This is a genomic window from Cysteiniphilum sp. (assembly GCF_057495195.1).
The window spans coordinates 49,177-73,975 of record NZ_JBXTEF010000094.1 but is presented as its reverse complement, the minus strand read 5'-3'; the positions used below and the strand labels follow the sequence as shown (position 1 = coordinate 73,975).

Genomic DNA, 24,799 nt, shown 5'->3' with positions numbered 1-24,799 from the left:
AAAGGCAAAGGTACAGGCTGTAAACCAGGCTTGCAATTGCTAGGCATTCACCATGCTGTATCCAATGGTTTAAGCACCTATATTGCGATGCTTTCGGCCGCATTGAGCTCATATGATGAAGTCAAAAAGCATCTGGCTAAAATCAATATCCATTTGTCAGTGGCGAGAGGTTAAGCTATTTGTTATTTATGTGGTTGATGAGGAAGGTAATAAGATTAAGAAGGAGTTACCGATTATTGATGGCATCATTGGCAGTCCTCAGAGGGTGTTTAATTTACTCAAAAACTACTTAGCTGGGCTTGATTTAAACACAGTGAATAATCTTGTATTTTTTGCATATAATCATCTTTACTCTTTATGATTCATCAAGAGTAATTCTAGCATTCAAAGAAGGTATTGTCGTTTATTTAATGGATTAAGGTTCAAGTATTCGCACAATTACCTCGCGCCCTGAGCGAAGTAGAAGGGCGACGTAGAGATAACATGTGGCTTTGACTAACGCTCAGCCAACGTTTATATAGTGGCATAGTAATTTAAAGAAAAATTGATTTCTCAATAAAACGTAGTAAGCCAAAAAAGCTTTCTTGAAAAGGTCGTCTTTTATAGTTGCTATAGGGACTCATAACTAGAATTGGAAAGCTGCCAGCCAAAATGCAGGCAAGGCATCCAGTAAGCAGTCGATCATCAACAAGGGCAAGTTCATGCGCTTTGCATTGTGCGAGTTCTTGAATTTTTAATAAGCCATCGGGATAAGGCTTTTTAGCAACACCATCGATAAAGCGAATATTAGGGAAATGTGTAGCAAAATACTGGGCGCGCTCTGCGGTTGGCATATTTGAAAGAATAAAAATATTATGCTCACTATACTTATCCGTTAGCGACTTAAGCCAATTGAGAATTTTTTCATTCGGCAAGGGTTGACCATGAGGCGCAAGTACACCATCAAAATCAAGTGCAATATAATGAATACCTGATTTTTTAAGCTTTTCAGGATTTAACTGTGTGACATTTTCCACTTGATGTTTGCGCTGGGCAATCGCTTTTATTTTTTTACGTTGATACCAGCTCATTTTAATCGTAAAACTAAATCGTCCCATTAAATTTATATTCCTGATGTGTTATTGGTGTTGTTTTGTTTATCTTCTTGTATTGCAAGCGCTTGCTTATATAGGGCGTTTTTTTTGCCTTGGGTAAGCTCCACTGTAATGCTGACAGCTTTTTTGATTGGCAGTTCCTCAAGCAATAGCCTAAGCAGTTTATGTTCATCAACAATAGTATCGTCTTTTTCATCTGCCTTAATCCCTTCGATTAAGATAACAAATTCACCCTTTGTTAATGAAGAGTCTTTTGCAAAATCAGACAAAATATCATTAGCAGTCCCATGAAAGAAACGTTCAAATTGTTTGGTCAATTCTTTAGCTACAACCAGTGTGTGACTTGGTAATGTAGCTTGAATATCCGTAAGTGTGGCAATAATTCGATGTGTTGATTCATAAAAGGCTGTTGTGATAGTGGATTTTTCAATACTTTGTAAAATCTTTTTGCGAGCTCCTGACTTAGCAGGTAAGAAACCTTTAAATTGAAAACCATCGGTCGCGATGCCTGCTGCGGATAAGGCGGTGATTAATGCGCTAGCGCCAGGTAATGGCACTACAGTGTAGTTTTTCTCACGCAGAGTTTTTACCAAGTAAAAGCCTGGGTCACTAATCAATGGCGTGCCGGCATCACTAACTAAAGCCACTATTTTTTGATCGTTTAAATGTTCGATTAATAAATTAATACGTGCCTGCTCGTTATGCTCATGACAGGAAATAATAACCGGTGGTTTAATCGCATATTGCTCTAACAATTTGCGCGTGACACGCGTATCTTCAGCAAAGATGACTTCAGCTTGTTTTAACGCATCTAAAGCACGCAACGTAATATCCTGTAAATTGCCGATAGGTGTCGCGACAACATATAATACTCCGCGTTCAATCTGGTTCTTCATCGCAACATACTCACTAAATTGGCAATGTCTCCTGCCCCTTGCACAAGTACCACATCATGTGCTGTGGCAAGTTTATCGATAAGGGTTTTGGCTTCTTTATTATTATCAACATAAAAACATTGCGGGTGTTTGTTTGTTAGTGCGTTAAATAGATCTACGGCATGCGCGCCCTCAATTGGGTCTTCACTGGCAGCATAACTGCGCATTAGAATCACAATATCCGCACTGTTTAAACAGTCGATAAATTCATGAAATAAATCGCGCGTCCGTGTATAGCGGTGAGGCTGATAGATGTGAATGAGGCGCTGATGCGAAAATTGTTGTGAAACGGCATCCATTGTGCTTTGAATCTCAACCGGATGGTGGCCATAATCATCAATGAGTTCGATCGAATGATTGTTAATAGTGGTTTGATAATGGTTAAAGCGACGATAAATACCTTTAAAGCTTAATAGCGCCTGTTTAATCATATTCTCGGCAATGCCAAACTTAAGACAAAGTGCAATGGCGGCAAGCGCATTTTCAGCATTATGCTTACCAGGCAAGGTGCTTATAAGGTCCTTATAGCTCTTATCTGTGATGGTAATATCAAACTTCGCGTGATGTGTTGTTTGCTGGAAGTGCTCAATTTGAATATCCATATCACTTTTTAAGCCATAATGTAGAGCACTTGGCTTGTGTGTTTTTATCTTTTTTATGAGCTGATAAGCGCTATCACTATCACTGCCAACGAGAATCTCGCCACGCACACCATCAGCTAAAGCGAAATTAGCAAAGCTTTGAATAAGTGCTTTGACCTCATGTTGATAGGTTTGCATGTGGTCAAGATCAACGTTACTGATAATAATATGCTTAGGGTGTATCTTAAGAAATGACGCATCACTTTCATCGGCCTCAATAATCATATAAGGTGAGTCACCCGCATGTGCGTGATGTGTGAAATTATTAGCAAGTCCACCATTAATAAAGCTTGGATTAAGCCCTGCTTCACGCATGATGTGTGCCAAAAGACTAGTGATCGTTGTTTTGCCATGCGTGCCAGTAATGGCAATAAGCTCAGTATAGTCTTTACTTAAAAAGGCTAAGAATTCCGCACGATGATAAATTTGTATGTTTTGGCTTAATGCTTTTTGATATTCAGGATTATCTTCACGCATGGCTGAGGTATAAATCACTGCATCAGCATCGGTTAAATTCCTAGCATCATGCCCAAATGTGATACGCGCACCCATTGTAGTGAGCTTTGATGTGAGCTCTGATGATTGCAAATCAGAGCCAGATACACGATAGCCTTTTTGTAAGCAAAATATCGCAAGCGCTGACATACCCATGCCGCCAATGCCGATAAAGTGATAATGTGCTGTTTTTTGTGTCGTTGTCACGATGATTATTTGTTATGGCAAATCAATACTGCTAAGTAGTTTAATATAACTAGAGATAAAAATATTGGGGAATTTGGTTTTATTGTGCATCTGGTTTTTCGGTGTGGCGTTGAGCCAACACGACGGGTAACAAAAAGCAGAAGATAAATCCAGGACCAATATCTAAAATCCACGAGTTAACCAAGCAGCCAATGGCAAAGGCAATGATAAGGATGCGTGTGTTATTACGCATCATCATTGGCATGTCTTTTGCATAGTAAAAAGAAGCAAGTAATAAAAGGATGAATGCAGCAACTGCCCAGATACCCGACTGCATCGCAAAGTAGACATATTGGTTGTGTGGGTTATTGATCACACGATAATATTTCTTGTCATGTGATGGTACCTCACTATTAATAAAATGTGCGCTGCACTGTGTTTGTGCGCCTGTGCCACAACCATAGAAAATACGCTGTGGCTTATGTTTAAAAATTCCCAAAGCAGTGTGATAGAAACCTAGGCGAATACCTGCGGAAGTGTCAGTGTTTGTGCCATTATAATAGCTAATGGTACTATTGTAGGCTTCATCAATACGCATCTTGAAGTTTGGCGAGAAATGATAAAATGCAGCAAAAACACTTGGGACAATGACAATGGCAGCAATTAAACCTTTCCAGCGGAACTTCATAAAAAAGCCAACTGCCAATACAGAAAACTCGATCAAATAACCGGTGCGACTCGTGTTTAAGCCAAGCTCAGCACAAATAATGATAATGCCGAGAATCAGAAAAAGAATTCGCTGCTTTTTGCTGTGGGTTGTTAACGCCATTGAAAAGAGCATAAATGCAGAAATAGCAAAGATGAAGCCCGTCACAAAGTGTGATTGTGCCGCCGGAAAGGTTGCGCCACTAAAGACAATGGCATTTTCAGGACTTAAGAAATAATAATTCACGAAAATAGCAATGACATTGAGTATCACACCAATAAAAAATGCCAATAAGAGCTTATTAATAATCTCAGGATTTTTATAGCAGACATAGGCGATAATCCAAATAATTAGGAGTTTGTAAAATTTGCCAACCCAGCCAATGGACTCATTAAATGGCAGCGTTGAATACAAACAACTAATCAAAGCCAATAGAATTAATGCAATTGCTGGCCATATATAAAAACGCTTTATTAGCGCCAGTTTAGCGCGATAGTCACCGCTGATGATAAACAATAGCAATAAACATACAGCAAATATGCTGGTGAGTGCTGTAGAGACTGTCATGACGAGCCCTAGTCCAAAGGCGAAAAAAAGATAAGCTTTATTCAGAAAGTCGTAGTTTTGATGTGACGGGGTTTGCATGTTAAGTTAAACTACCTCAAATAAGATTTTTGCTAGTATAAAGTCCTTAGCATTTGACATCAACTCAAGTAGAATCAATTTTATCCTAATGTGTCCAATTTGATCTTAATATGTTAAAGGCTAATGACAAAGTTTTACTAATTTCTCAAGGATTAAAACGTGGCGGTGCTGATGTTGTGCTTCTTAATCTTGCGCGACTTTTTTTAGAGCAAGGACTGCAAGTTTATTTGATTGTCTTTGAGAAGGTTGATATTGATGTTGATGAACGAATTATTTTATTTGCAGAGGCAGCAAAAAACGCTCGTGGCATTAAAGTCATTCAAGAAACTTTGGTGTCTAGGTTAATTACCAAGCTAGATAAGCTCCATGGTTTTAAAATGATTTTTTCCAATAAAACGACTTCAAGGCAATGGCTAAAAACTTCTGTTGAGAATAAAACATTTTATTATCGACATTTTTGTTCAAGTTTTGTGCTAGATAGAAAGTTGGAGGAAAGTGAAAAATCCTATCAAAAAATGCGCAAAAAAGAATTTAGGCATTTTAATAAAAGACGAATTATATGTGTGTCTCATGGTGTTAAAGAGACGCTTCTTAATAGGTTTGAAGTTAAACCAAAATCGATTCATGTATTATATAATTTTTTTGACTTTGATCTGATCCGTAGCAAAGCGCAGGCATTTCAGGTTGATGAGAATCCCTATATTTTACATGTTGGCAGATATAGCTTAGATAGTAAGCGTCAGGATCTGTTATTGGCAGCATTTGAACAAATTGCAGCGCATGTGAATGTAATTTTTATTACTGATAATGTTTCAGCATTGGAAAAACAGGTGGAAAATTCTAATAAGCGAAGCCAAATTCAAGTTATGAATTTCATGAGCAACCCATTTCCATATATGAAAAATGCTCAAGTTGTTGTGTTGTGCTCTGATTATGAAGCATTTGGTAACGTGATTGTTGAGGCAATGATCTGTGGAACACCTGTGGTGAGTACGGACTGTAAGTCGGGGCCAAAAGAAATATTAGTTGAAAATATGGCTAAATACTTAGTGTCTTGCAATGATCCGTTGGCGCTAGCTAAAAGTATAGAGGAAGCTTTAGTCTCTCCTATTACTGCAACACAGCAGCAGTTAGAAAAGTTTAGCTTTGAGAGTGCATTTAACACTGTCAACACGATATATCAGAAGGACTTGTTATAGTTCAGAATTTGCAGGGTGAATACGCTTTGTTTGCAATAGTTGTTGTAGGTAATCAAAGTTTTTACTCTCATTTGATCTATCTGCTTCTTTGTGCCACAAATGAAAGACTTCTGTGGCAAACTTGCCAGATTTACGTTTTTTCCCATGATTAAGTATGCGAATAACTAGGTCTGAGTCCTCAAACCCCCATCCTTCAAAACTTTCGTCAAAGCCTTTTACGGCAAGCAAGTCACTTTTCCAAAAGGCGAGATTGCAAGTTTTGGCGCCTTGCCATTTATTTGGCTTTTTATAACGATTTAAAAAAGGAACATAAAGTTTTGGTAAGAGTTTATTTGAATTTTTGCGTAAGGTGTTAAATATCCACTCAAAGGCACTTTTTTTCCATAATGGCAGTTGTTGTTGTAAAACTTTTTGTGTGTAGCTTTTGGATAAAATAATACGATGACCAACGACAAAATAATTTATCTCAGCTATTTTGCGGTGGTTTTCAACAAAATGCATATTTGGCACGCAGTCACCATCGAGAAAGATAATGTAATCTCCAGAGGCATTTTTAATGCCAAGGTTACGTGCTCTTGCAGCACGAAACCCTTTATCCTCTTGCCATAAATGCTTTAAAGGAAAGCGAGTCATTGTTTTAAATTGCTCAATCATCTCTTTGGTTGCAGAAGTCGAGCCATCATCAACAATAATAACCTCAAAATTTCGATCGGCTTGGTTGTTTAATGCCGTTAAAACGAGCTTAAGCGCATCAGGCCAGTTATAGGTGGAAATAACAACAGAGATCAGTCCTTGACAGGTATTATTGTTCATTTTGATGTTTCTCCCATAATTTAACATATTTAAAATATGAGCCATAAGCTGACAATTTAGCAATCAAATAACCACGTTTACCATCTAAAAATCCTAAGCGCATAATAAAGCCACGTAAGAAAGTCCAGTTCTTATGAAAACTTGCCTTTAGCAAGGAAGTTTTTTTGCCTTTTTGCCAAAGAATCGTGGAGGTGCCATCGCTATAATCGTTCATTTTCTTTAATGAGCTAGTGACACTGTCTTGAGAGTGATGAATAAGTTTGCCTTTTAACATCCCTGCTTGTTTTTTAGAAACATCAAGTTTGGCGTGAACTATATCTTGTGTCCATTGGTGTTTTTTGCAATCAAATAAACGGACAATCCAGTCTTTACCCCAGTCGCCATGGTGAATGATTTTGCCCAAAAAAAATGATCGACGATGCATTTTATAAAAGCTGTATTGTGGGGTTTTCAAAGTTGCTTTAATCGAGTGTGCAAGTTCGATTGTGGCCTCTTCATCGGCATCTAATACAAGCCCCCAGTTAGTGGTTAATTGTGAAATGCCAAAATGCTTTTGTGGACCATCCCCAGGCCAATGACGTTCAATCGTCTTGGCACCATAAGATTGAGCAATTTCAAGTGTCTTATCGGTGCTGCCTGAGTCAACGACAATAATCTCATCTGCCCATTTAATAGACTCCAAGCAGCGTGCGATATTCTTTTCTTCGTTTTTCGTGATAATTACTACGCCAAGCGTGTTTTTCTTTTCAGTCATAAGTATAGGGTTGACCGGATTTGATTGCTGCGTATCATAACATAAGTTGAGCAATGACAAGAATGCGTTGTGATAATAATTTGTTAGAATGTTTTTGTTGGATGTTGGATGTTGGATGTTGGATGTTGGATGTTGGATGTTGGATGTTGGATGTTGGATAAATAAGCCATGTTAGGAATAATTGGATTAATGTTATTAATCGCTCTATGTGCGAGCATACATATTATCGACAAATATCGCACCATGAGTGTTTTAAGTTATTTTTTTAAGCCATTAACAACCTTATTGATTTTGGTGTATGCATTTTGCTTTAGTGCTGAGCTTAACCTGTTTGTGGTATTGATTTTATTGGGATTAATACTGTCATTGATAGGTGATATTTTTCTGCTATCGACAAAGGCGCAATGCTTCACTGGTGGGCTTGCTAGTTTCCTGTTGGCGCATATTGCTTATATTGTGGCTTTCTCGTTGCAGCTGACATTATTTCATTGGTGGGTTATTGCTGCGATGTTGCTATATGCAATAGTGTTTTACTCTTTGCTTTATTCAAAACTGGGTTCAGATCGCATTGCCGTTGCTGTTTATATGGTGATTATTGTGGTAATGGGGGCTGTGGCTGTTAATGTTTATATTGTCGATAAGTCATTACCAAGCCTGTATATGATGCTTGGTGCATTGTGCTTTATGTTCTCAGATTCCGTATTGGCGTGGGATAAGTTTAAACGCAGGTTAAAGCACGAACCGAGTCTTGTGATGATCAGTTATTATTTGGCGCAATATTTAATCGCCAGTGCGGCGATAGCCTTTTATTAAAGGTGACTACACACCTTAGCAAGCACACTTAGTTTGCGTTTAGCATCCGTGGCATAATCATTGGTTTCATCCCAGGCGTAACCTGCCAGAATTGAGCAGATCTTGGCTTTGATTTCAGGTGGCTGAGTGTGACTGAAGATAATTTGTTGTAATTCACCGGTGTACCAAGCGCGGACATAGGATTTAAAAGTATTAACGCCTTTTTGTAGCGGAATAGCAAAGTCTTGTTGCCAGTTAACGCGCTCACCTTTTAGCGACTTATCTAACGTTTCAGCGGCAAGGACGGCTGATTTTAGAGCAATCGTGACCCCTGATGAGAATATGGGATCTAAAAACTCGCCAGCATTGCCAAGAAGTGCATAGCCTGCGCCATGCAGTGTGCTTATATCTTGGGCGTAGCCAACAATCTTTCGTACTGGCATATCAAAGCTAACTTCTTTTAAGATATTAGATAAATTAGGTGTTTCATTGATAAGTCGCATTAATATTTTTTCGGGTTCATCTTCACTTTGTTGTAGCAAATGCGGCTCACCAACCACCCCAAGTGAGTATTTGGTTGGGCTTAAGGGGATCAGCCAAAACCAAATGTTGCTGTGCATTGGGTGCACAGTGATCAAGATTTTATTTTGGTCAAATAATCTTTGATCAAGTGCGCTATTGATATGGGTGAAGACAGACATGCGTGGCGGAAATTCACTTGGCAAATTAAGTTTTAGTAAATTAGGCAACACGCGCGCAAAGCCGCTAGCATCAAGTACAAATCGTGCATTATATTGATGTGTTTTGCCACTCTTATCCATTGTGCTGATCATCTGACTATTGCTACTTAGTTCAATATCAGTAACTTGCTGCTCATAGATAATTGTCGTACCAAATTGTACAGCTTGATCAGCTAACAGTTTATCAAAAACACTACGCTCGACTTGAAATGTACTATCAAATCCAGCGCTAAATTTTTGACTAAAGTCAAATTCTGTATAATGCTCTTGATGAGAAAATGCAGCGCCATTTTTAAATTGAAAGTGTGTGCTTTCAATACAGGAAAGTAAATTAGCATGCGCTAGAAATTCCATTGCTTGTGGCAGCAGGCTCTCGCCAATAGAAAAGCGTGGGAACTTGGAGGATTCAATAATTGTGACTTGATAGCCTTTTTGTACAAGGATTGACGCGGCAACAGTGCCTGAGGGACCTGCGCCAATAATTAAAACATCAGCGTTAAAATCGTTAGGTTTAGTATGCATTAGAAGTTGTTGAGTAAATATTAAAGTTAGTGCGCTCACTGTAATCAAAAATCAAGCGTGACTCTATAATAATTTCATAAAAAGCAGGTTTTTGTACTTTTCTTTTTTTTTGTCATCAGTTATCTTGTTATCGAGCATTTTTTGCTCGTAGGTAAAATTACCCGTAAAGAAAACAGGAAGGGGAAGACAAATGTTAAAAAAAATCACATTGGCGATGCTTGCCGCATCTGCTGCCACGGCAGTGTATGCGCAAGATGCTAACAATAGCAATGCAGATAATCAAACAGTACAAGCGCAGATTGCTGAGCTGAAAAAAGAGATTGCCGCATTGCAAGCAAGTCAAGAAGCAATGGCAAAATCAGCGCCTGCACAAACTCAACATGGTAGTGTTGAAAGTGTTGGCACTGGTTCAGATAGTTTTGATCACGTGACAGTGCCAACGAATATGGGGCAGATTCAGAATTTCTTATTCTCAGATATTCACGAAGGTGTGGTCCCTATGGGCATGTTAAGCTCATCACAGTTTGCACTAGGCTTATTAAAGCAGCGTAATATGTATAGTGATCGTGCGCTAGTTTTCGGTGGGTATTTAGAGGCAGATCCACAGGTTTGGCATGGTAGCCCAATCAAATATGGTAAGGGTACGCCAGAAGAAACATATCAGTCAGGCAAAGGCTTGCCAATTACTACAGCTAACTTGTATATTGCAGCGAACTTAGGTCGTTATGTTACAGCGGAAACAACGCTAGCAGCAGATCCATCTGATAGCTATAAAGTTAATGCACAAGACGCTTTTGTGATGTTTGGTAATTTAGATGACTTCCCACTGTATGCAACGGTTGGTAAAAACCGTCTGGCATTGGGTTCATTCTCAGGTGGTGGTCCGTGGACTGGCTCATTAACGCAGATGTTATTTAGACCAAGTCGTGTCAATAATGTCTCGCTTGCTTACTATAAAGATGGTTTAAGCAGTAACGTAACACTTTTCCAAACAGATGATCATACCAGTAACTTTATTTATGCAGCATTTTATGGTGGCGAGTCTGGCAAGTGGGCATATGGCGTTAACGGTGGTTATGTGTATGATGTTAACGGCACGGGTAATAGCTCATTCAATATTGCAACAAAACCAGGGCCAGAAAAAACACGTATTGGTGCGGTGAACTTTGATGCAAGCTTAAATTATGATATCTATGGTGTTGGTGCTGGTTGGGCGCAAACAACAAATAAATCAGATATGACTAATAGTGGCTATGCTGGTGCTTGGTATGTTCAAGCAGGTTTCTCACCTGAGATCTATGGTCGTTCAACTAACTTCAATATTGCCTATAACGGTGCTTATAACACTAATAATTTACCGATTACTTTAACGGGTAATGCGGATAAAGTTTATGGGACAACGTCGGGAGCTACCTCAAACAATAACTATAAAGTTATCTACCCAGGCTCTGGCGTGAATAAAATGGTTGTTGCTTCAGCGCAACGTCCATTCTTTACTGAGAATGTCTTGATCGGTCTGGAATATGCTTATATGCATATGTACAACAATCAGCATACTAATGCCTATACTTTAGATATCTCAGTATATTTCTAAAAACAAAAACCGTAAAAAATAGGAGGAAATCCTCAACCTTCTATTTTTGCCATTTGAAGCCTGCAATCGCAGGCTTTTTTGTTTGATCTTTCTGAAATGCTTGATGATGTTTATGGTGATGCGATTTTGGCAGCGCAAAAAGAAACAGGACTGGCTGAAAGTGAGTTTCCAGCATACTTGCCTTACACGTTGGCGCAGCTATTAGATGATGAGTTTTACCCTTAAGCTTTATAAGTGATTGACAGGGGTGCATGATCTGAAAACCATGAATCAGTGTAAACATTATCAGCAATGACTTTATCTTTTAGTTCAGGTGTAATCCACTGATAATCAATCCGCCAACCGACATTTTTAGCGCGCGCCTGACCACGATTTGACCACCAAGTATATTGTTCAGATTTTTGGTTAATTACGCGAAAGGCATCAACCCAACCAATATCATCAAAGACATGATCAAGCCAGGCACGCTCCTCAGGTAAAACGCCGGATGTTTTCTGGTTTTGTTTCCAGTTTTTAATATCGATTTCTTTGTGCACAATATTAACATCACCACAGACGATAAAGCGCTTGTTATGGTTAATTTGATCTTTGAGTATATCTTTATACTTATCTAAGAAATCCATTTTATATGCCTGACGTTCGTCACCACTGGAGCCTGAGGGGATATAGATAGAGGCAACACTTAAATCATCATAATCAAATTGAATATAGCGACCTTCATCATCTGCCCAGTCTATGCCTAGGGTGTGGATGATACGCTTAGGTTTGCGTTTGGCATAGATGGCAACGCCACTGTAGCCTTTTTTCTTGGCATCAGTATAGGCGTAGTGATACCCCTCAGGAAAATAAATGGCATCGTCTTTGAGTTGCTCAAATTGTGCCTTGGTTTCTTGGATACATAAAAAATCAGCATCTTGCTGCATAAACCAGTCAAAAAAGCCCTTGCGTGTGGCAGCGCGAATGCCGTTAGCATTAAATGAAATAACCTTCATATAATCATCCCTCTTGTCGTTTTCCAGTAAATAAAAAAGCCCGCAATAGCGGGCTTAAGATTTTAGTGTTAGAGTGAATTATTTAGTAGCAGTTGTTGCATCTGCTTTAGTATCAGTTGCAGAAGCATCATTTGCTGCAGGTTTCTCTGCTTTTTCTGCTTTGATTAATTCTACTTTGAAGCTTAGTACTTGATTCGGTCCAATTTGTGGTGGAGCCATCTCGCCATATGCTTGCTTAGGTGCACAGTAAAGAATAACTGTTGAACCTACTGGGATTTGACTTAAAGCATCAGTCCAGCAAGGGATCACTTGGTTTAATGGGAAAGTTGCTGGTTTGCCAGTTTTTTCAGAACTATCAAACACTTTACCAAGAAGCTCGCCCTTGGCTAGTTGTGCCGCACCCGCTTTAGCGTCTTTGTTGAAATCAGCAGCAGGTGTTGTACCTGTGTAATTAACGGTTACTGTATCAGTTTTAGCAGGAACGTCACCTTTACCTTCAGTGATTACTTGATAGTAGATACCATCAGCTGCTTTTTTAACATTAGGCATTTTAGCAACGTCAGCCATAAATGCATCGGCTGCTTTTTGATTTGCAGTACCTTCAGCTTTCATTTTTGTTTGGGCTTTTTGAATCATTTCCATTTGGAAAGCTTGCATGATTTCTTTGCTTTTAGCTTCAGAAATCTTAGATTCTTTGCCAGAAAGTCCAGCTTCTAAACCTGCATTTAATTGTTTGACATCAAGCTCGATATCTTGTGATTTGAAGCCTTTACCCATCTCTTGACCGATGATGTAGCTTACTTCTTTCATATCAACTTTAGCAGGTTTTGCCGCGTCAGTTTTAGCCGCAGCAGGCTTGGCATCAACTGCAGCTGCAGTTGTTTGTGCATCAGCGGCATAAGCTGTGATTGAGCCAGCAAGTAGCATGGCAGTGGTTAGTGCAATAATCTTTTTCATGTGTTCTCCTTAGATTGAGATTATCTGTTAAAAGTTCAAATACGCATCACATCGTAGAAATTGATTTGGCATAAGTCAATATGTGTATGCGGCAAAAAAATGCTATATTCCTTGGATTGACATTATGGTTAATGCATTTTGGATTAATTACGTTTATGCTAAGAGCATCGATGTTAAGGATAAATAATGCGAAAGAGGAGTGCGATGTGAGGGGATTAAAGTTTAGTGCTATTTTGCTGAGTATGGGCATGAGTTATGCCAGTGCGCAAACTCAATATACGATCGATTATGCCTTAGGTGATTATTATTATCCATATGTTAATCAGCATGAAAACAATAAAGGTTGTTTGACTGAATTTGTGACAAAAGTTTTTAAAAGTCAAGGCGTGAATCTTGGTGAGATTAAATGGCTACCCTGGAGTGTAGCAATGAAAAGCTTAGCCTATGGCGCTTCACCTAGCGTGTCATTTCCATGGAGCTATACCAAGAAGCGTGCACAAAAATACCTTTATAGTGATGCGCTTTACACTAAATCGGCTTACATTTGGGTGTTGACTGATGATAAGCAAAGCCATGTTGATTTCGAATCGTTACAAGGGGCGAAAGTCTGCGTGCCGCAAGGCTATGGTGCTTATGGCAAGTTGGCAGACATGTTTACACAAAAGACAGCAACGCGTATTACTGCATTAACAATGCAAGATTGTTTTAGTCAATTGAAGGCTAAGCGTGTGACTGCTGTCTACGCAGGTGACGATGCGTTTGAAAATATTGCGCATATCAAAGACGGGATAAGCCTTTTCACTAAGGCATTTGTTGCGGATCAGCAGACGCATTACTTAATTGCTGCAAAAGATCAAACAGGCTCAGCCAAACTGATTAGCTTATTTAATAATGGGCTAAAGACTATGAAGTTTAATCCGGATCTATATTGTAATTTTGATAAGCAATAATTATCGATTTTATTTTAATAGTATATTTAATTTCTTGCTGAGCATGCGTTATGCTGAGTTAGCGCATTCGCTAAATATCTGCTGAATTACAATTGTGAAGCGATATTTTTTTGTGCTAAGGTTGAGCTTAATTAAGTGTTTGCAAAATTTTGTTGTGAAGCCATCGCGACAAGGTCAGCGATATACTATAATGTCCAACCAATAAATTGGCTTTTAGGTTTGAGCTTGGAAGTTAAATAATTAAGCAAAATCAATAGGGTTACACTTGCATGAAGAAAAATGAGTTCTTGCGAAATGCACTATTCTGGGGTTTGATTGCCGTAGGTTTAGTGTTTATTTTTAGCAACATGAGTACGAAGACCGATCCATCAACAACGATGAAGTACTCAAGTTTTGTGCAACAATTAAAGAGCGGCAGCATCCAATCAATTAATGTTGATGGTCGAACCTTCACAGGGACAACTGATACGGGTGAGAAGTTTACTACCTATGCACCACTGCTGGATCAAAGTATTGTTGATCAGATGCTAACTAAAAACGCTGAAGTATCTGCGAAAGCACCTGAAAAGCCAAGTTTATTATTGGCATTTTTGTTTAATTGGTTGCCACTGTTATTAATTGCCGGCTTTTTTATTTTCCTAATGATGCGTGCCGGAGGTGGCAAGAGTGGTGCTTTTTCATTTGGCAAAAGTAAGGCAAAGCTCTTAGGTGAAGATCAGATCAAAGTAACTTTAGCAGATGTCGCCGGTGTCGATGAAGCTAAAGAAGAAGTCGCTGAAATCGTTGATTTCTTAAAGAACCCTGCCAAATACGAGAAGATTGGCGGCAAGATCCCTAAAGGTGTCTTGATGGTTGGGCCTCCAGGAACGGGTAAAACTCTATTGGCACGCGCAATTGCCGGTGAAGCAAAGGTACCTTTCTTTTCAATCTCAGGTTCTGATTTTGTTGAAATGTTTGTTGGTGTGGGTGCGTCACGTGTGCGTGATATGTTTGAACAAGCCAAGCGTCGCGCGCCTTGTATTATCTTTATCGATGAGATTGATGCCGTGGGTCGCCATCGTGGGGCTGGTCTAGGTGGCGGACATGATGAGCGTGAGCAGACATTAAATCAGATGTTGGTTGAGATGGATGGGTTTGCCGATAATGAAGGTGTTATCGTGATTGCTGCGACTAACCGACCGGATGTGTTGGATCCTGCATTGTTGCGTCCTGGTCGTTTTGATAGACAAGTAACGGTTGGTTTGCCAAGTGTTAAAGGCCGTGAGCAAATTCTAAAAGTTCATATGCGTAAGATTGCGGTGGCCGATGAGGTGCGCGTTGATTGGATTGCGCGTGGTACACCGGGCTTCTCAGGTGCTGAGCTTGCAAATTTAGTGAATGAAGCAGCGTTATTTGCTGCACGTGTTAATAAAGAGATCGTTGGCATGGAAGAGTTTGAGAAAGCTAAAGATAAGATTCTTATGGGAACTGAACGTCGTTCGATGGCAATGAGTGACGAGCAGAAACGCTTAACAGCTTACCATGAAGCTGGACATGCGATTGTTGGGCGTTTGGTGCCTGATCACGATCCTGTGTATAAGGTCAGTATTATTCCAAGAGGGCTCGCGTTAGGTGTGACAATGTATTTGCCAGATGGTGATCAGGTCAGTCAATCTCGTGAACAACTATTAAGTCGTTTATCAAGTATTTTTGGTGGGCGTATTGCTGAAGAGCTCATTTTTGGTTATGACAAGGTAACTACGGGTGCTTCCAATGATATTCAAGTAGCAACCAATATCGCTCGCAGCATGGTGACCAAATGGGGCTTGTCCGACAAGATGGGACCGATTTTATTTGATGAAGATGATCAACAGCCGTTTTTAGGGCAAAGCATGGGCAAAAATCCAAAACACTTCTCAGATAAAACAGCGCTTGATATCGATGGTGAAGTTCGTCGCTTGATCGATGAAAACTACTCAAGAGCGGAAACTATTCTTAAGGAAAATACCGATATATTGCACGCCATGGCGGATGCATTGATGAAGTATGAAACCATTGACTCAATGCAGGTCGATGATTTAATGGCGCGTCGTGAGGTTAGAGAGCCAGGTGATTGGGGTGATAGCTATATCCCGAAAGATGAGAAAGAAAAATTGGCTCCACAAGTAGCCAAAGAAGCACTAACTTCGACACCGTCTGAAGCAACTAAACCGCAACAAGCGGATGACCAATCTGAAAAATAAGCGCTTAAACGCGTGGATATTATTGCAAATATAATTTGACTCATCACACGTTTATCAACGTTGGCTGAGCGTCAGTCGAAGCCATTGTCACTCGTACCCTTCGACTATGCTTAGGGAGCGAATGAGGTTTAATAGAGTTATTTCTGTCAATGATAACATTTTATAAATTTCGCCTTGAAATATCTTTTTTAACGCCCATTTGTTTGCGGTCAAGTTTTAAATAAAGCAAATCAAAATAGGAGTAAGCATGTCTGAAAAGCAAGTTTTTGACTTTCAAACGGAAGTAAAACAATTATTACATTTGGTGATTCATTCACTGTATTCAAACCGTGAAATTTTCTTAAGAGAGCTTATTTCTAATGCATCAGATGCGGCAGAGAAGCTACGCTTTGAAGCATTAAGCAATGCGGATATTTTTGAAAATGATGCTGATTTAAAGGTGCGTGTTTCTTTTGATAAAGATGCTAAAACGATTACAATCTCAGATAATGGTATCGGCATGACGCGTGATGAGGTGATTGAGCATTTGGGCACAATTGCAAAATCAGGCACTAAGAAATTCTTAGAAGCATTAAGTGGTGATCAAAGTAAAGATTCGCAATTGATTGGTCAGTTTGGTGTTGGCTTTTATTCTGCCTATATCGTTGCTGATAAAGTCACAGTAAACACACGTAAAGCTGGCGTAGAAGCTTCAGAAGGTGTGCGTTGGGAGTCTAAGGCCGACGGTTCATTTAGCGTTGAAGATATTACTAAAGAGGCGCGTGGTACTGAGATTGTGCTGCATCTTAAAGATGAGGAGCATGATTTGCTTGATGACTTTAAATTGCGCCAAATTGTTAAGAAATACTCAGATCATATCTCATTACCTATTCAAATGCTAAAAACTGAGCATGATGAAGAAGGTAAAGAAAAAGAAACCAAAGAATGGGAAACAATCAATAAGGCAAAAGCCTTGTGGACACGTTCTAAATCTGAAATTACCGATGAAGAGTACAAAGAGTTTTATAAGCATATTTCACATGATTTTACCGATCCATTGACTTGGTCGCACAATAAGGTTGAAGGTAATCTCGAATATACAAGTCTCCTGTATCTACCAGAGCGCGCACCATTTGATCTATGGGATCGCGAGCGTAAATCTGGTTTACAGCTTTACGTACAACGTGTATTTATCATGGAAAATGAGCACTTATTGCCATCATACTTACGTTTTGTTAAAGGTGTTATTGATTCAAATGATTTGCCATTGAATATTTCACGTGAGATTTTGCAGCATAACAAAGTAATTGATAAGATCAAAAAAGCAGCGGCTAAAAAAGTCTTAGACATGCTTGATAAAATGGCTAAAGATGATAAAGAGCAGTATGAAAAATTCTGGAAGGCATTTGGGCAAGTATTAAAAGAAGCACCTGCTGAAGATCATGAAAACAAAGATAAGATCGCTAAGTTATTGCGCTTTGCCTCAACGCACAAAGATACTGCCGAGCAGGACGTGTCATTAGCTGATTACGTGTCACGCATGAAGGAAGATCAGAAGTTTATCTACTATGTGACTGCTGAGAGCTTTAATGCAGCGAAGAATAACCCGCAGCTGGAAGTATTCCGTAAGAAAGGCATTGAAGTATTGCTGTTAAGCGATCGCGTTGATGAGTGGATGACATCACACTTATCTGAGTTTGATGGGAAGACTTTGAAATCTGTTGCTAAAGGTGATCTAGATCTTGGTGATTTGGATTCTGAAGAAGATAAAAAGCAGCAAGAAGAAACGCAAAAAGAGTTTGAAAGCATTATTAAGCAAATGAAAGAAGTGCTTCAAGATAAAGTCGAAGATGTACGTCTTTCTAAGCGTTTGACCAATTCACCAAGCTGTATTGTTGTTAATGATTATGGCATGAGCATGCATTTGCAAAAAATGATGGCAGATGCAGGACAAATGATGATGCCTGGCATGGGTGGTAAGCCAATTCTTGAGATCAATGCTGATCATAAATTAGTGAAGCATTTGCAACAAGAGCAAGACGATGCGCAATTTGCTGATTGGACAGATCTTTTATACCAACAAGCCTTGTTGGTTGAAGGTGCTCAGCTTGAAGATCCAGCGAACTTTGTCGGTTTGGTTAATAAATATTTAGCGGTGTAATCGTATATACCTATCACAAACTTCTTTGCAACCAAACACTGCAAGCATTTACGATGGGTATATTCTTGATATAAGGAATTTTGTGCCTTGGATGGCTGTAATCTTTAAAGTTTCTATAAAGCTATTTAGTTTTTATCATTAGCAGTTTAGTATTATTTTGAATTAGACTAAGTGGCGTTGAGTTGTGTTGTTATAAACACGTGAGCTTATTAGTACGAACGTTGGCTGAGCAAAGTCAAAGCCATTATTCATTTGTCATTCGTTGTTAGATTAATATTTTGAGAAAGCTAAATATGCGCTATTACTCACTAAACCTAAATGAAATATCATAAAACTTAAGGAGTTTATTATGCAGAATACATTGGTCTTAGTTGCGGACTTTATTAATGAAATCGTCGATCCAAAAGGTGCTTTTGGTGCACATAATGCGGCACGTATTATTGAAGATAAAACAATGGAAAAGGCGAATGAGGTGATTGCTTGGGCGCGAAAGCATAACGTGCTAATTGCGCATGTTAAAGTAGGTTTTGAAGCAAATTACCCAGAATGTCCCAAGCATTCGCCGATGTTTGGTAAGGCGCCAGAATATGGCGTATTGAAACTCGGGACATGGGGAACGGAATTTCACGAAAAAATGGATGTCGAGCCTCAAGATGTCATTGTTACTAAGCATCGCGTGAGTGCATTATATGGCACGAATTTGGAACCTGTACTAAGAGCCAATAAAATTGAACGCGTTATTATCTGTGGCGTATCAACGACTTATGTGGTTGAAGCGACAGCTCGCGAGTTGCATGATCGTGATTATCAAGTTGTTATTATCAGTGATGCATGTAATGCTGCAACTAAAGAGTCTCATGAGGCAAGTTTAAGCGCCTTATCGCGTTTGGCACAAATCACTACAACGACTGAGTTTACCAAAGAAAATTAAGTGTGCAGTAGCGCATCCTTTTTGGTAAAGCGCCCACCTAATATATGATAATGCAGATGATAGACAGTTTGCCCGCCTGCTTTACCGGTATTCACCAAAGTTTTAAAACCAGCTTTAAGCCCTAGTGTTTGTGCAATCTTAGGGATCGCTAGGTTAATTTTACCAACAAGAGGAATATCCCCATCTTCAAGATGATTTAAGCTATCGATGTGCTTTTTAGGGACAACAAGCACATGCGCTTCGGCTACAGGGAAAGCATCATGAAACGCCAAAATATCAGCATCCTCATAGACTTTATTGGATTTGATTTCACCATTAATAATTTTGCAAAAAATACAATCACTCATTGATCTAGTCCTTTTGTTTTGAGAAAAAAGTGTATAGCAATAGTGCCACACCAATTCCACCAATCACAGCATAATGTTTGTCAATAAATTGGTGCAATGTGTTTAATAGCTCACCCTGAAACCCAGAGATAATACCAAGTGTGGTGAGTGAGATACCAAAGCCAATCATAACACCATGGCGTTTAGAGTGTTTGACCTGTTTGCTTTGATCTGGTGGTGCTAAGCTATCACGCTTTGCCTGATTGACTTGGGCATTTAATAAGTCAAATAATAGCTCAGGCACATCTGGCAAGCGTTCACTCAAATCAGGAATGCTTGCCATTGAACGTTTGACAAAACCTTGCCAGCCGACACGCGTTTTCATCCACTTCTCTAGAAATGGCTTAGCAGTCGCCCATAGGTTAAGTTCAGGGTAGAGATCTCGTCCCAAGCCTTCTATGTTTAATAAAGTCTTTTGTAATAGTACTAACTGTGGTTGTACGGACATATTAAAGCGTCTTGCCACTTGAAATAGACGCATTAAGGTATAACCGAATGAGATATCAGCTAATGGCTTTTCAAAAATAGGCTCGCAGACGGTGCGAATGGCTGATTCTAACTCATCAACACGGGTATCATGCGGAACCCAACCAGATTCGATATGAAGCTCAGCTACCTTTTTATAATCACGATTAAAAAAAGCTAGAAAATTGCCAGCAAGATAATGCTGATCTTCACGAGTAAGCGTGCCAACAATGCCAAAATCAATAGATATATATTTAGGATCTTGCGGAGTGGTTGCATCAATAAAGATGTTGCCAGGATGCATGTCGGCATGGAAAAAACAATCACGGAAAACTTGTGTATAGAAGATTTCAACGCCACGCTCAGCTAAGAGTTTAAGATCGGTGTTAAGTGACTTTAATGTGTCAATATCAGAGACAGGAATGCCCTTTATTTTCTCAATGGTTAATAGGTTGCTTCGGCAATATTGCCAATACACTTCAGGCACGTAATGGATATGACTGCCTTTGAAGTTGCGTTTCAGCTGTGAGGCATTGGCAGCCTCGCGCTGCAAATCAAGCTCATCAAGAAGGTTACGACTAATCTCAGCCACGACTTCAACGGGACGCAAGCGTCGAGTTGCTGGTACATAATGCTCAAGCATATGTGCAAGGGTCTTTAGTAGCTCTGTATCCTGCACTAATACTTTTTCGATATTTGGGCGTAAAACTTTGACCACAACTTCTTGACCATTGGCGAGCATGGCACTATGCACCTGAGCAATCGATGCCGATGCTAAAGGGTTAATGTCAAATTGTGTAAAGGCGTCACTAATCGGTTGTTGTAATGCCTTTTCAATCACGTTACGTGCATATTCGCCCGAAAAAGGAGGTACTTTGTCTTGTAGTTTCGCAAGTTCGTTCGCAAGGTCATGTGGTAATAAATCGCGACGTGTTGACAATGCTTGCCCAAACTTAATAAAGATAGGTCCCAATGTCTCCAGTGCTAAACGCAGGCGAGTACCGCGATCAAGCTTATTGCGTGCAAACCAGTAATAAGGATTAAAGATAAGCGTGATTTTAAGTGTGCGCAATAAGGGTAAATCAGCCATCATCGTGGTGACGTTATATTTATTTAGCACGTAACCAATATAGATCAGGCGTAGCCATTTTTTAAGTTTAGTCATGCTGATCACCGTTGGTATTAATGTGGCGAGTTATTTTGGTCGTGATGCGCTCTAGATCCTGTTTTAACAGCTGAATGTCACTGAAGAAATCCTCGACTTCTTCTTTGCATGGGAAAAGCTCTTTTTCATATTGAATGTATTCTCTGAACTCATGCGGCAGGCTCTCTTTACTTGCCATCAACCATGCTTTAATGACATCAAGCGGTTTGGCTAAAAAAGAATTTAGTGAAGTCGTTTGACCTGCAGTTAGCGTGAAGATCAGATCAGGGCGAATCGCTTTGAAGAAGTCGCGATAATACTCAAGCACATGCATATCACCAATAAATTTAACCTCACCTTGTTGAATATAGCTTTGTGGATGTTGACTTAATGCCATTGCGATTAAAGTTCCTGAGGTTGCTGTCAGTAGATTGGCTGAATGCGTACTTTCAGCTAATTCAAATATCAGCTTATCTTCACTGGGCTCAAAACAAAAACATAGGTTAAGATCATTAATAGCAATATAAAAAGGCTGGTTGTTCAGCTTTTCGAGCAAATAGGTTTTCTGTGGATCTAAGCTAAGTACTTTATCGAGTATGAGGTTAATTGATTTAATGATCATTTGTTCATTCATTTGATCACCTTAGTATTTAATACCCATATGTAGTGCGACAACGCCACCGGTCATATTCTGATAATCCACCTTATCAAAGCCCGCATTTAGCATCATCTCTTTTAGTGTGTCTTGATCTGGGTGCTTGCGAATAGATTCCGCAAGATAGCGATAACTATCGGCATCTTGGGCAATAAGCTGTCCCATAAATGGTAGAATTTTAAAAGAGTATTGATCATAAATCTCGCTTAATAATGGCAGGATCGGCTTTGAAAACTCAAGTACCAATAAACGGCCACCTGGTTTTAATACACGCTGCATTGAAGCTAATGCCGCATCTTTATCGGTGACATTTCTAAGACCAAATGAAATCGTGATGCAATCAAAGGTATTATCGGCAAAGGGTAAACATTCAGCGTTGGCCTGCACATATTCGATGTTGCCAACACAACCACGATTGGTTAATTTCTCACGACCAACATTTAGCATTGACGCATTGATGTCACTTAATACTACTTTGCCATTGTCACCAACTTTTTGGGTGAATTGGTAAGCCAAATCACCCGTACCACCTGCTAGATCAAGAACTTTTTGACCTGACTTGATTGAGGCTTTTTGAATGGCGATTTTCTTCCATAAACGATGTACACCGAATGACATCACGTCATTCATAATGTCATATTTTGCTGCCACCGAATGAAAGACATCGGCAACCTTTTGCTGTTTGTCTTCCCAGTTGACTTCTTCAAAGCCAAAGTGTGTGGTTTGATCGTGTGGTTTTTTATGCATAAGATAAATGAGCGAAGCTTATTATTGCTAGGCAGTATATACCCATAAGAAGCTATTTTACAGCGTTTCTTGGCTTGCTGTTGTGCGCTAGGTTATTGTGCATGTAAAAGCTTTGATTATTTTTCAATAACCTCAAAACCATTGATTGTCCGTAAATTAGAGTCAAATGAAATGCCAACTTGATAGATTGGCAACTCAAGATGGGTAAATTTCAATGCATAGCTTTTATCGATAATCTGCTGTACAGCTTTAGCTGCTAAGTCTTCACCTTGACTGACCTTAAACTCAAAAATAATGACTTTTTTACCCGTGATAATAATCGACATATCAATACGACCCTCAGAGGTGTGATCTCCTAGTTTAACGTCATAGCCAAGGGCGGCAAAATAGCTGTAGATAATCGCGCAATAATAACCTTCATAGCGATGTAATGGTGTTTTGGTGTAGTAATCATAAGGAATGCTACTATAAAAGCTTTGAATGGCTTTGGCAAATTGCTGCCAATCATCGCTCAATAGCGCACGGTTAATGGCAAGCTGATTGGCGGTGGCATCTTCCTGAGTAATCCCAATTTTGGTCAGTTGTCTATTTAGGGCTGTTTTCACTTCAAAATTTGGATAGCCTAAACGATACCAAAGGTCTTGACCAAAATAAAATTGCTCTTTTATCGTTAGATAACCACTTTGCAGCATTAATGCCGCAATTGGAATATTATTAACATCAATACTATTTAACGCATCAGGTGTTGCTTCATAATTCTCAAGCTTAGGAATTATGTCACGGCGTTTGCTGATGAGCTTGATTAAAAAAGTGGGTGTGCCAGTTTCAAACCAGTAACTTTGATATTGTTGATTTCTGAAAAATAGCAAGATATCAAACGGGTTGTAGACTTTTTGCTTTTCAGAACCTGCAAAATTATAGCCGTTGTACCATGCTTTGAGTTTGCCAAGATCAACATCGTGTAGATAGTCACCAAAGGTGCTTTCTAACTCCTCTTGGGTGTAGCCACATAGATCAGCAAATTGTGCTTGAAAGGAGATGTCTTCCAAGTTGTTTAAGCCGCTAAACAAGCTTACTTTAGAGAATTTAGATACCCCGGTTAAGAAGACAAAGCGTAAACAGGCGTCGTTGTCTTTGATTACGCTATAAAGCCCTTTGAGTATTTCACGATTGCGCAGCGCCTGATCAGACTCGCTAATGACATCAAGAATAGGTTTATCGTATTCATCAACTAAGAATACAACGCGTTGATTATATTTATGTTTTAATGCTTTGATTAATGTGTCAAATTGAGCACTATACTCTAAATCGGGGAGTTCAACTTCATAGGTCTTAGCTGTGTTAAGTAACGTTTGGTCAATAATTTCGAGTAAGGTTTTTTCACTATTGATTGCCTTAGAGCCACCAAAGCTAAAATGAATCACGGGAAATACTTCATTAAAATCCCATTTATCTTCAATGTATAAGCCTTTAAACAGTTCATGCTTGCCAAGAAACAGCTGCTTTAAGGTGTCAATAGTTAAACTCTTACCAAAGCGTCGTGGGCGAGATAAAAAATAATATTTGCCCTGAGAAGTTGTTTCATGGATGTGTTTGGTTTTATCAACATAAAATGTATTGCCGTTAATCATTTCAGCCAGAGTTGAGTAGCCAATCGGTAATTTTTTCATGCGTCATTATGTCTTTAAGTAAAACCATTACTGACATAGAGTGTAGCAAAGAACGCATGACTTAGGAATAGTCATAGCTTGAGTTCTCTAAAGCTGTCGTTTATGACAAAACTGGATTGCTATGCATTTAAAACGCAACGATATGATTTTAGTAAAGCAGAACCAATAAACAGATAAAAAGATACTAACGATCAACAGTATAGAACAAGTGATCAATTCACCCTTGATTTAATGAGCTTTTATATGCACAATGACGCCTGTTCTTTAAATTGATATACAAGGATAGGTTGTTATGAGTACAAAGATTTTCGCTTATGTTTTTGCTGGCGCACTAGCGGTTACAAGATCATCCCAGCAAAAACTAGAGGGACAATGAATCTATTTGATATTGGATTTGTGCATTATTTCTAGTGGTGTTAATTAA

At 39.2% G+C, this 24,799-nt stretch carries 23 protein-coding genes; 9 read left to right on the top strand and 14 right to left on the bottom strand.

Annotated features, from left to right (window positions below; all coding sequences use genetic code 11):
* Positions 1-112: 112 nt before the first annotated feature.
* Positions 113-361 (top strand): hypothetical protein, encoded by a 249-nt coding sequence (locus ACY10D_RS09005; RefSeq protein WP_487000407.1) that lies wholly within the window; start codon positions 113-115, stop codon positions 359-361.
* Between the two features lie 172 nt (positions 362-533).
* On the opposite strand, the gene ACY10D_RS09000 is transcribed toward ACY10D_RS09005, so the two are convergent.
* The 4 genes from ACY10D_RS09000 to ACY10D_RS08985 all read right to left on the bottom strand — a co-directional run bounded on the left by ACY10D_RS09000 (position 534) and on the right by ACY10D_RS08985 (position 4,624).
* Positions 534-1,097 (bottom strand): YqeG family HAD IIIA-type phosphatase, encoded by a 564-nt coding sequence (locus ACY10D_RS09000; protein WP_487000406.1) that lies wholly within the window; start codon positions 1,095-1,097, stop codon positions 534-536.
* Between the two features lie 5 nt (positions 1,098-1,102).
* Positions 1,103-1,990 carry a 16S rRNA (cytidine(1402)-2'-O)-methyltransferase gene (gene rsmI / locus ACY10D_RS08995; RefSeq protein WP_487000405.1) on the bottom strand — a complete coding sequence of 296 codons (888 nt, stop codon included), beginning with the start codon at positions 1,988-1,990 and terminating at the stop codon, positions 1,103-1,105.
* A complete protein-coding gene (gene murC / locus ACY10D_RS08990) occupies positions 1,987-3,372 on the bottom strand; it encodes a UDP-N-acetylmuramate--L-alanine ligase (RefSeq protein ID WP_487000404.1) in 1,386 nt (461 codons plus the stop codon). Before murC ends, rsmI begins: the two co-directional genes overlap by 4 nt.
* Before the next feature lie 79 nt (positions 3,373-3,451).
* Positions 3,452-4,624, bottom strand: coding sequence for an O-antigen ligase family protein (locus tag ACY10D_RS08985; RefSeq protein ID WP_487000403.1), 1,173 nt, complete (start codon positions 4,622-4,624; stop codon positions 3,452-3,454).
* A gap of 188 nt (positions 4,625-4,812) precedes the next feature.
* Here ACY10D_RS08985 and ACY10D_RS08980 point away from each other — a divergent pair, with 188 nt between their 5' ends.
* On the top strand, positions 4,813-5,901 hold the full coding sequence (locus ACY10D_RS08980; RefSeq protein ID WP_487000402.1) for a glycosyltransferase: 1,089 nt from the start codon (positions 4,813-4,815) through the stop codon (positions 5,899-5,901).
* On the opposite strand, the gene ACY10D_RS08975 is transcribed toward ACY10D_RS08980, so the two are convergent.
* Positions 5,896-6,714, bottom strand: a complete 819-nt coding sequence (locus ACY10D_RS08975) for a glycosyltransferase family 2 protein (protein ID WP_487000401.1) — start codon at positions 6,712-6,714, stop codon at positions 5,896-5,898. The genes ACY10D_RS08980 and ACY10D_RS08975 overlap by 6 nt on opposite strands.
* Positions 6,704-7,468, bottom strand: coding sequence for a glycosyltransferase family 2 protein (locus ACY10D_RS08970; RefSeq protein ID WP_487000400.1), 765 nt, complete (start codon positions 7,466-7,468; stop codon positions 6,704-6,706). The genes ACY10D_RS08975 and ACY10D_RS08970 overlap by 11 nt, the downstream gene beginning before the upstream one ends.
* A 168-nt stretch (positions 7,469-7,636) precedes the next feature.
* Here ACY10D_RS08970 and ACY10D_RS08965 point away from each other — a divergent pair, with 168 nt between their 5' ends.
* Entirely contained in the window at positions 7,637-8,281 is a 645-nt protein-coding gene (locus tag ACY10D_RS08965) for a lysoplasmalogenase (RefSeq protein WP_487000399.1), read from the top strand.
* On the opposite strand, the gene ACY10D_RS08960 is transcribed toward ACY10D_RS08965, so the two are convergent.
* On the bottom strand, positions 8,278-9,522 hold the full coding sequence (locus ACY10D_RS08960) for an NAD(P)/FAD-dependent oxidoreductase (RefSeq protein ID WP_487000398.1): 1,245 nt from the start codon (positions 9,520-9,522) through the stop codon (positions 8,278-8,280). The genes ACY10D_RS08965 and ACY10D_RS08960 overlap by 4 nt on opposite strands.
* A gap of 190 nt (positions 9,523-9,712) precedes the next feature.
* Here ACY10D_RS08960 and ACY10D_RS08955 point away from each other — a divergent pair, with 190 nt between their 5' ends.
* Together ACY10D_RS08955 and ACY10D_RS08950 are read left to right on the top strand one after the other, a co-directional pair.
* Positions 9,713-11,116, top strand: a complete 1,404-nt coding sequence (locus ACY10D_RS08955; protein WP_487000397.1) for an LbtU family siderophore porin — start codon at positions 9,713-9,715, stop codon at positions 11,114-11,116.
* Between the two features lie 78 nt (positions 11,117-11,194).
* Positions 11,195-11,341, top strand: coding sequence for a DUF29 family protein (locus ACY10D_RS08950; protein ID WP_487000396.1), 147 nt, complete (start codon positions 11,195-11,197; stop codon positions 11,339-11,341).
* Here the strand turns inward: ACY10D_RS08950 and ACY10D_RS08945 are convergent.
* A complete protein-coding gene (locus ACY10D_RS08945) occupies positions 11,338-12,108 on the bottom strand; it encodes an exodeoxyribonuclease III (RefSeq protein WP_487000395.1) in 771 nt (256 codons plus the stop codon). The two genes, ACY10D_RS08950 and ACY10D_RS08945, sit on opposite strands and share 4 nt — an antisense overlap.
* Positions 12,109-12,186: 78 nt before the next feature.
* Positions 12,187-13,065, bottom strand: coding sequence for an FKBP-type peptidyl-prolyl cis-trans isomerase N-terminal domain-containing protein (locus ACY10D_RS08940; RefSeq protein ID WP_487000394.1), 879 nt, complete (start codon positions 13,063-13,065; stop codon positions 12,187-12,189).
* Between the two features lie 206 nt (positions 13,066-13,271).
* Between ACY10D_RS08940 and ACY10D_RS08935 the strand changes: the two genes are divergently transcribed.
* The 4 genes from ACY10D_RS08935 to ACY10D_RS08920 all read left to right on the top strand — a co-directional run bounded on the left by ACY10D_RS08935 (position 13,272) and on the right by ACY10D_RS08920 (position 19,308).
* Positions 13,272-14,015 carry a substrate-binding periplasmic protein gene (locus ACY10D_RS08935; protein ID WP_487000393.1) on the top strand — a complete coding sequence of 248 codons (744 nt, stop codon included), beginning with the start codon at positions 13,272-13,274 and terminating at the stop codon, positions 14,013-14,015.
* A 269-nt stretch (positions 14,016-14,284) separates the two neighbouring features.
* Complete coding sequence (gene ftsH / locus ACY10D_RS08930; protein WP_487000392.1) at positions 14,285-16,237, top strand: ATP-dependent zinc metalloprotease FtsH; 1,953 nt, start codon at positions 14,285-14,287, stop codon at positions 16,235-16,237.
* Between the two features lie 247 nt (positions 16,238-16,484).
* Complete coding sequence (gene htpG, locus ACY10D_RS08925) at positions 16,485-18,377, top strand: molecular chaperone HtpG (RefSeq protein ID WP_192483677.1); 1,893 nt, start codon at positions 16,485-16,487, stop codon at positions 18,375-18,377.
* 349 nt (positions 18,378-18,726) lie between these two features.
* Positions 18,727-19,308 (top strand): cysteine hydrolase family protein, encoded by a 582-nt coding sequence (locus ACY10D_RS08920; RefSeq protein ID WP_487000391.1) that lies wholly within the window; start codon positions 18,727-18,729, stop codon positions 19,306-19,308.
* Here the strand turns inward: ACY10D_RS08920 and ACY10D_RS08915 are convergent.
* From ACY10D_RS08915 to ACY10D_RS08895, 5 genes are all read right to left on the bottom strand, one after another.
* Positions 19,305-19,655 carry a histidine triad nucleotide-binding protein gene (locus ACY10D_RS08915; protein ID WP_487000390.1) on the bottom strand — a complete coding sequence of 117 codons (351 nt, stop codon included), beginning with the start codon at positions 19,653-19,655 and terminating at the stop codon, positions 19,305-19,307. The genes ACY10D_RS08920 and ACY10D_RS08915 overlap by 4 nt on opposite strands.
* Positions 19,656-19,659: 4 nt before the next feature.
* Entirely contained in the window at positions 19,660-21,324 is a 1,665-nt protein-coding gene (gene ubiB / locus ACY10D_RS08910) for a ubiquinone biosynthesis regulatory protein kinase UbiB (RefSeq protein WP_487000389.1), read from the bottom strand.
* Positions 21,317-21,937: an SCP2 sterol-binding domain-containing protein gene (locus tag ACY10D_RS08905; protein ID WP_487000388.1), complete on the bottom strand. Its 621-nt coding sequence runs from the start codon at positions 21,935-21,937 to the stop codon at positions 21,317-21,319. Before ACY10D_RS08905 ends, ubiB begins: the two co-directional genes overlap by 8 nt.
* A 9-nt stretch (positions 21,938-21,946) precedes the next feature.
* Positions 21,947-22,705 (bottom strand): bifunctional demethylmenaquinone methyltransferase/2-methoxy-6-polyprenyl-1,4-benzoquinol methylase UbiE, encoded by a 759-nt coding sequence (ubiE, locus tag ACY10D_RS08900; RefSeq protein ID WP_487000387.1) that lies wholly within the window; start codon positions 22,703-22,705, stop codon positions 21,947-21,949.
* A gap of 116 nt (positions 22,706-22,821) precedes the next feature.
* A complete protein-coding gene (locus ACY10D_RS08895; RefSeq protein WP_487000386.1) occupies positions 22,822-24,375 on the bottom strand; it encodes an ATP-binding protein in 1,554 nt (517 codons plus the stop codon).
* Between the last annotated feature and the right edge of the window lie 424 nt (positions 24,376-24,799).

What these genes read in the sequence shown, in the direction of transcription:
- ACY10D_RS09005 (WP_487000407.1), top strand. Translation starts at nt 113, where the DNA reads ATGATGAAGTCAAAAAGCATCTGGCTAAAATCAATATCCATTTGTCAG.
- ACY10D_RS08945 (WP_487000395.1), bottom strand. Translation starts at nt 12,108, where the DNA reads ATGAAGGTTATTTCATTTAATGCTAACGGCATTCGCGCTGCCACACGC.
- ACY10D_RS09000 (WP_487000406.1), bottom strand. Translation starts at nt 1,097, where the DNA reads ATGGGACGATTTAGTTTTACGATTAAAATGAGCTGGTATCAACGTAAA.
- ACY10D_RS08980 (WP_487000402.1), top strand. Translation starts at nt 4,813, where the DNA reads ATGTTAAAGGCTAATGACAAAGTTTTACTAATTTCTCAAGGATTAAAA.
- ACY10D_RS08955 (WP_487000397.1), top strand. Translation starts at nt 9,713, where the DNA reads ATGTTAAAAAAAATCACATTGGCGATGCTTGCCGCATCTGCTGCCACG.
- ACY10D_RS08985 (WP_487000403.1), bottom strand. Translation starts at nt 4,624, where the DNA reads ATGACAGTCTCTACAGCACTCACCAGCATATTTGCTGTATGTTTATTG.
- rsmI (WP_487000405.1), bottom strand. Translation starts at nt 1,990, where the DNA reads ATGAAGAACCAGATTGAACGCGGAGTATTATATGTTGTCGCGACACCT.
- ubiE (WP_487000387.1), bottom strand. Translation starts at nt 22,705, where the DNA reads ATGCATAAAAAACCACACGATCAAACCACACACTTTGGCTTTGAAGAA.
- ACY10D_RS08965 (WP_487000399.1), top strand. Translation starts at nt 7,637, where the DNA reads ATGTTAGGAATAATTGGATTAATGTTATTAATCGCTCTATGTGCGAGC.
- ACY10D_RS08960 (WP_487000398.1), bottom strand. Translation starts at nt 9,522, where the DNA reads ATGCATACTAAACCTAACGATTTTAACGCTGATGTTTTAATTATTGGC.
- ACY10D_RS08970 (WP_487000400.1), bottom strand. Translation starts at nt 7,468, where the DNA reads ATGACTGAAAAGAAAAACACGCTTGGCGTAGTAATTATCACGAAAAAC.
- htpG (WP_192483677.1), top strand. Translation starts at nt 16,485, where the DNA reads ATGTCTGAAAAGCAAGTTTTTGACTTTCAAACGGAAGTAAAACAATTA.
- ACY10D_RS08920 (WP_487000391.1), top strand. Translation starts at nt 18,727, where the DNA reads ATGCAGAATACATTGGTCTTAGTTGCGGACTTTATTAATGAAATCGTC.
- ACY10D_RS08975 (WP_487000401.1), bottom strand. Translation starts at nt 6,714, where the DNA reads ATGAACAATAATACCTGTCAAGGACTGATCTCTGTTGTTATTTCCACC.
- ACY10D_RS08905 (WP_487000388.1), bottom strand. Translation starts at nt 21,937, where the DNA reads ATGAATGAACAAATGATCATTAAATCAATTAACCTCATACTCGATAAA.
- ACY10D_RS08915 (WP_487000390.1), bottom strand. Translation starts at nt 19,655, where the DNA reads ATGAGTGATTGTATTTTTTGCAAAATTATTAATGGTGAAATCAAATCC.
- ftsH (WP_487000392.1), top strand. Translation starts at nt 14,285, where the DNA reads ATGAAGAAAAATGAGTTCTTGCGAAATGCACTATTCTGGGGTTTGATT.
- ACY10D_RS08940 (WP_487000394.1), bottom strand. Translation starts at nt 13,065, where the DNA reads ATGAAAAAGATTATTGCACTAACCACTGCCATGCTACTTGCTGGCTCA.
- ACY10D_RS08895 (WP_487000386.1), bottom strand. Translation starts at nt 24,375, where the DNA reads ATGAAAAAATTACCGATTGGCTACTCAACTCTGGCTGAAATGATTAAC.
- ubiB (WP_487000389.1), bottom strand. Translation starts at nt 21,324, where the DNA reads ATGACTAAACTTAAAAAATGGCTACGCCTGATCTATATTGGTTACGTG.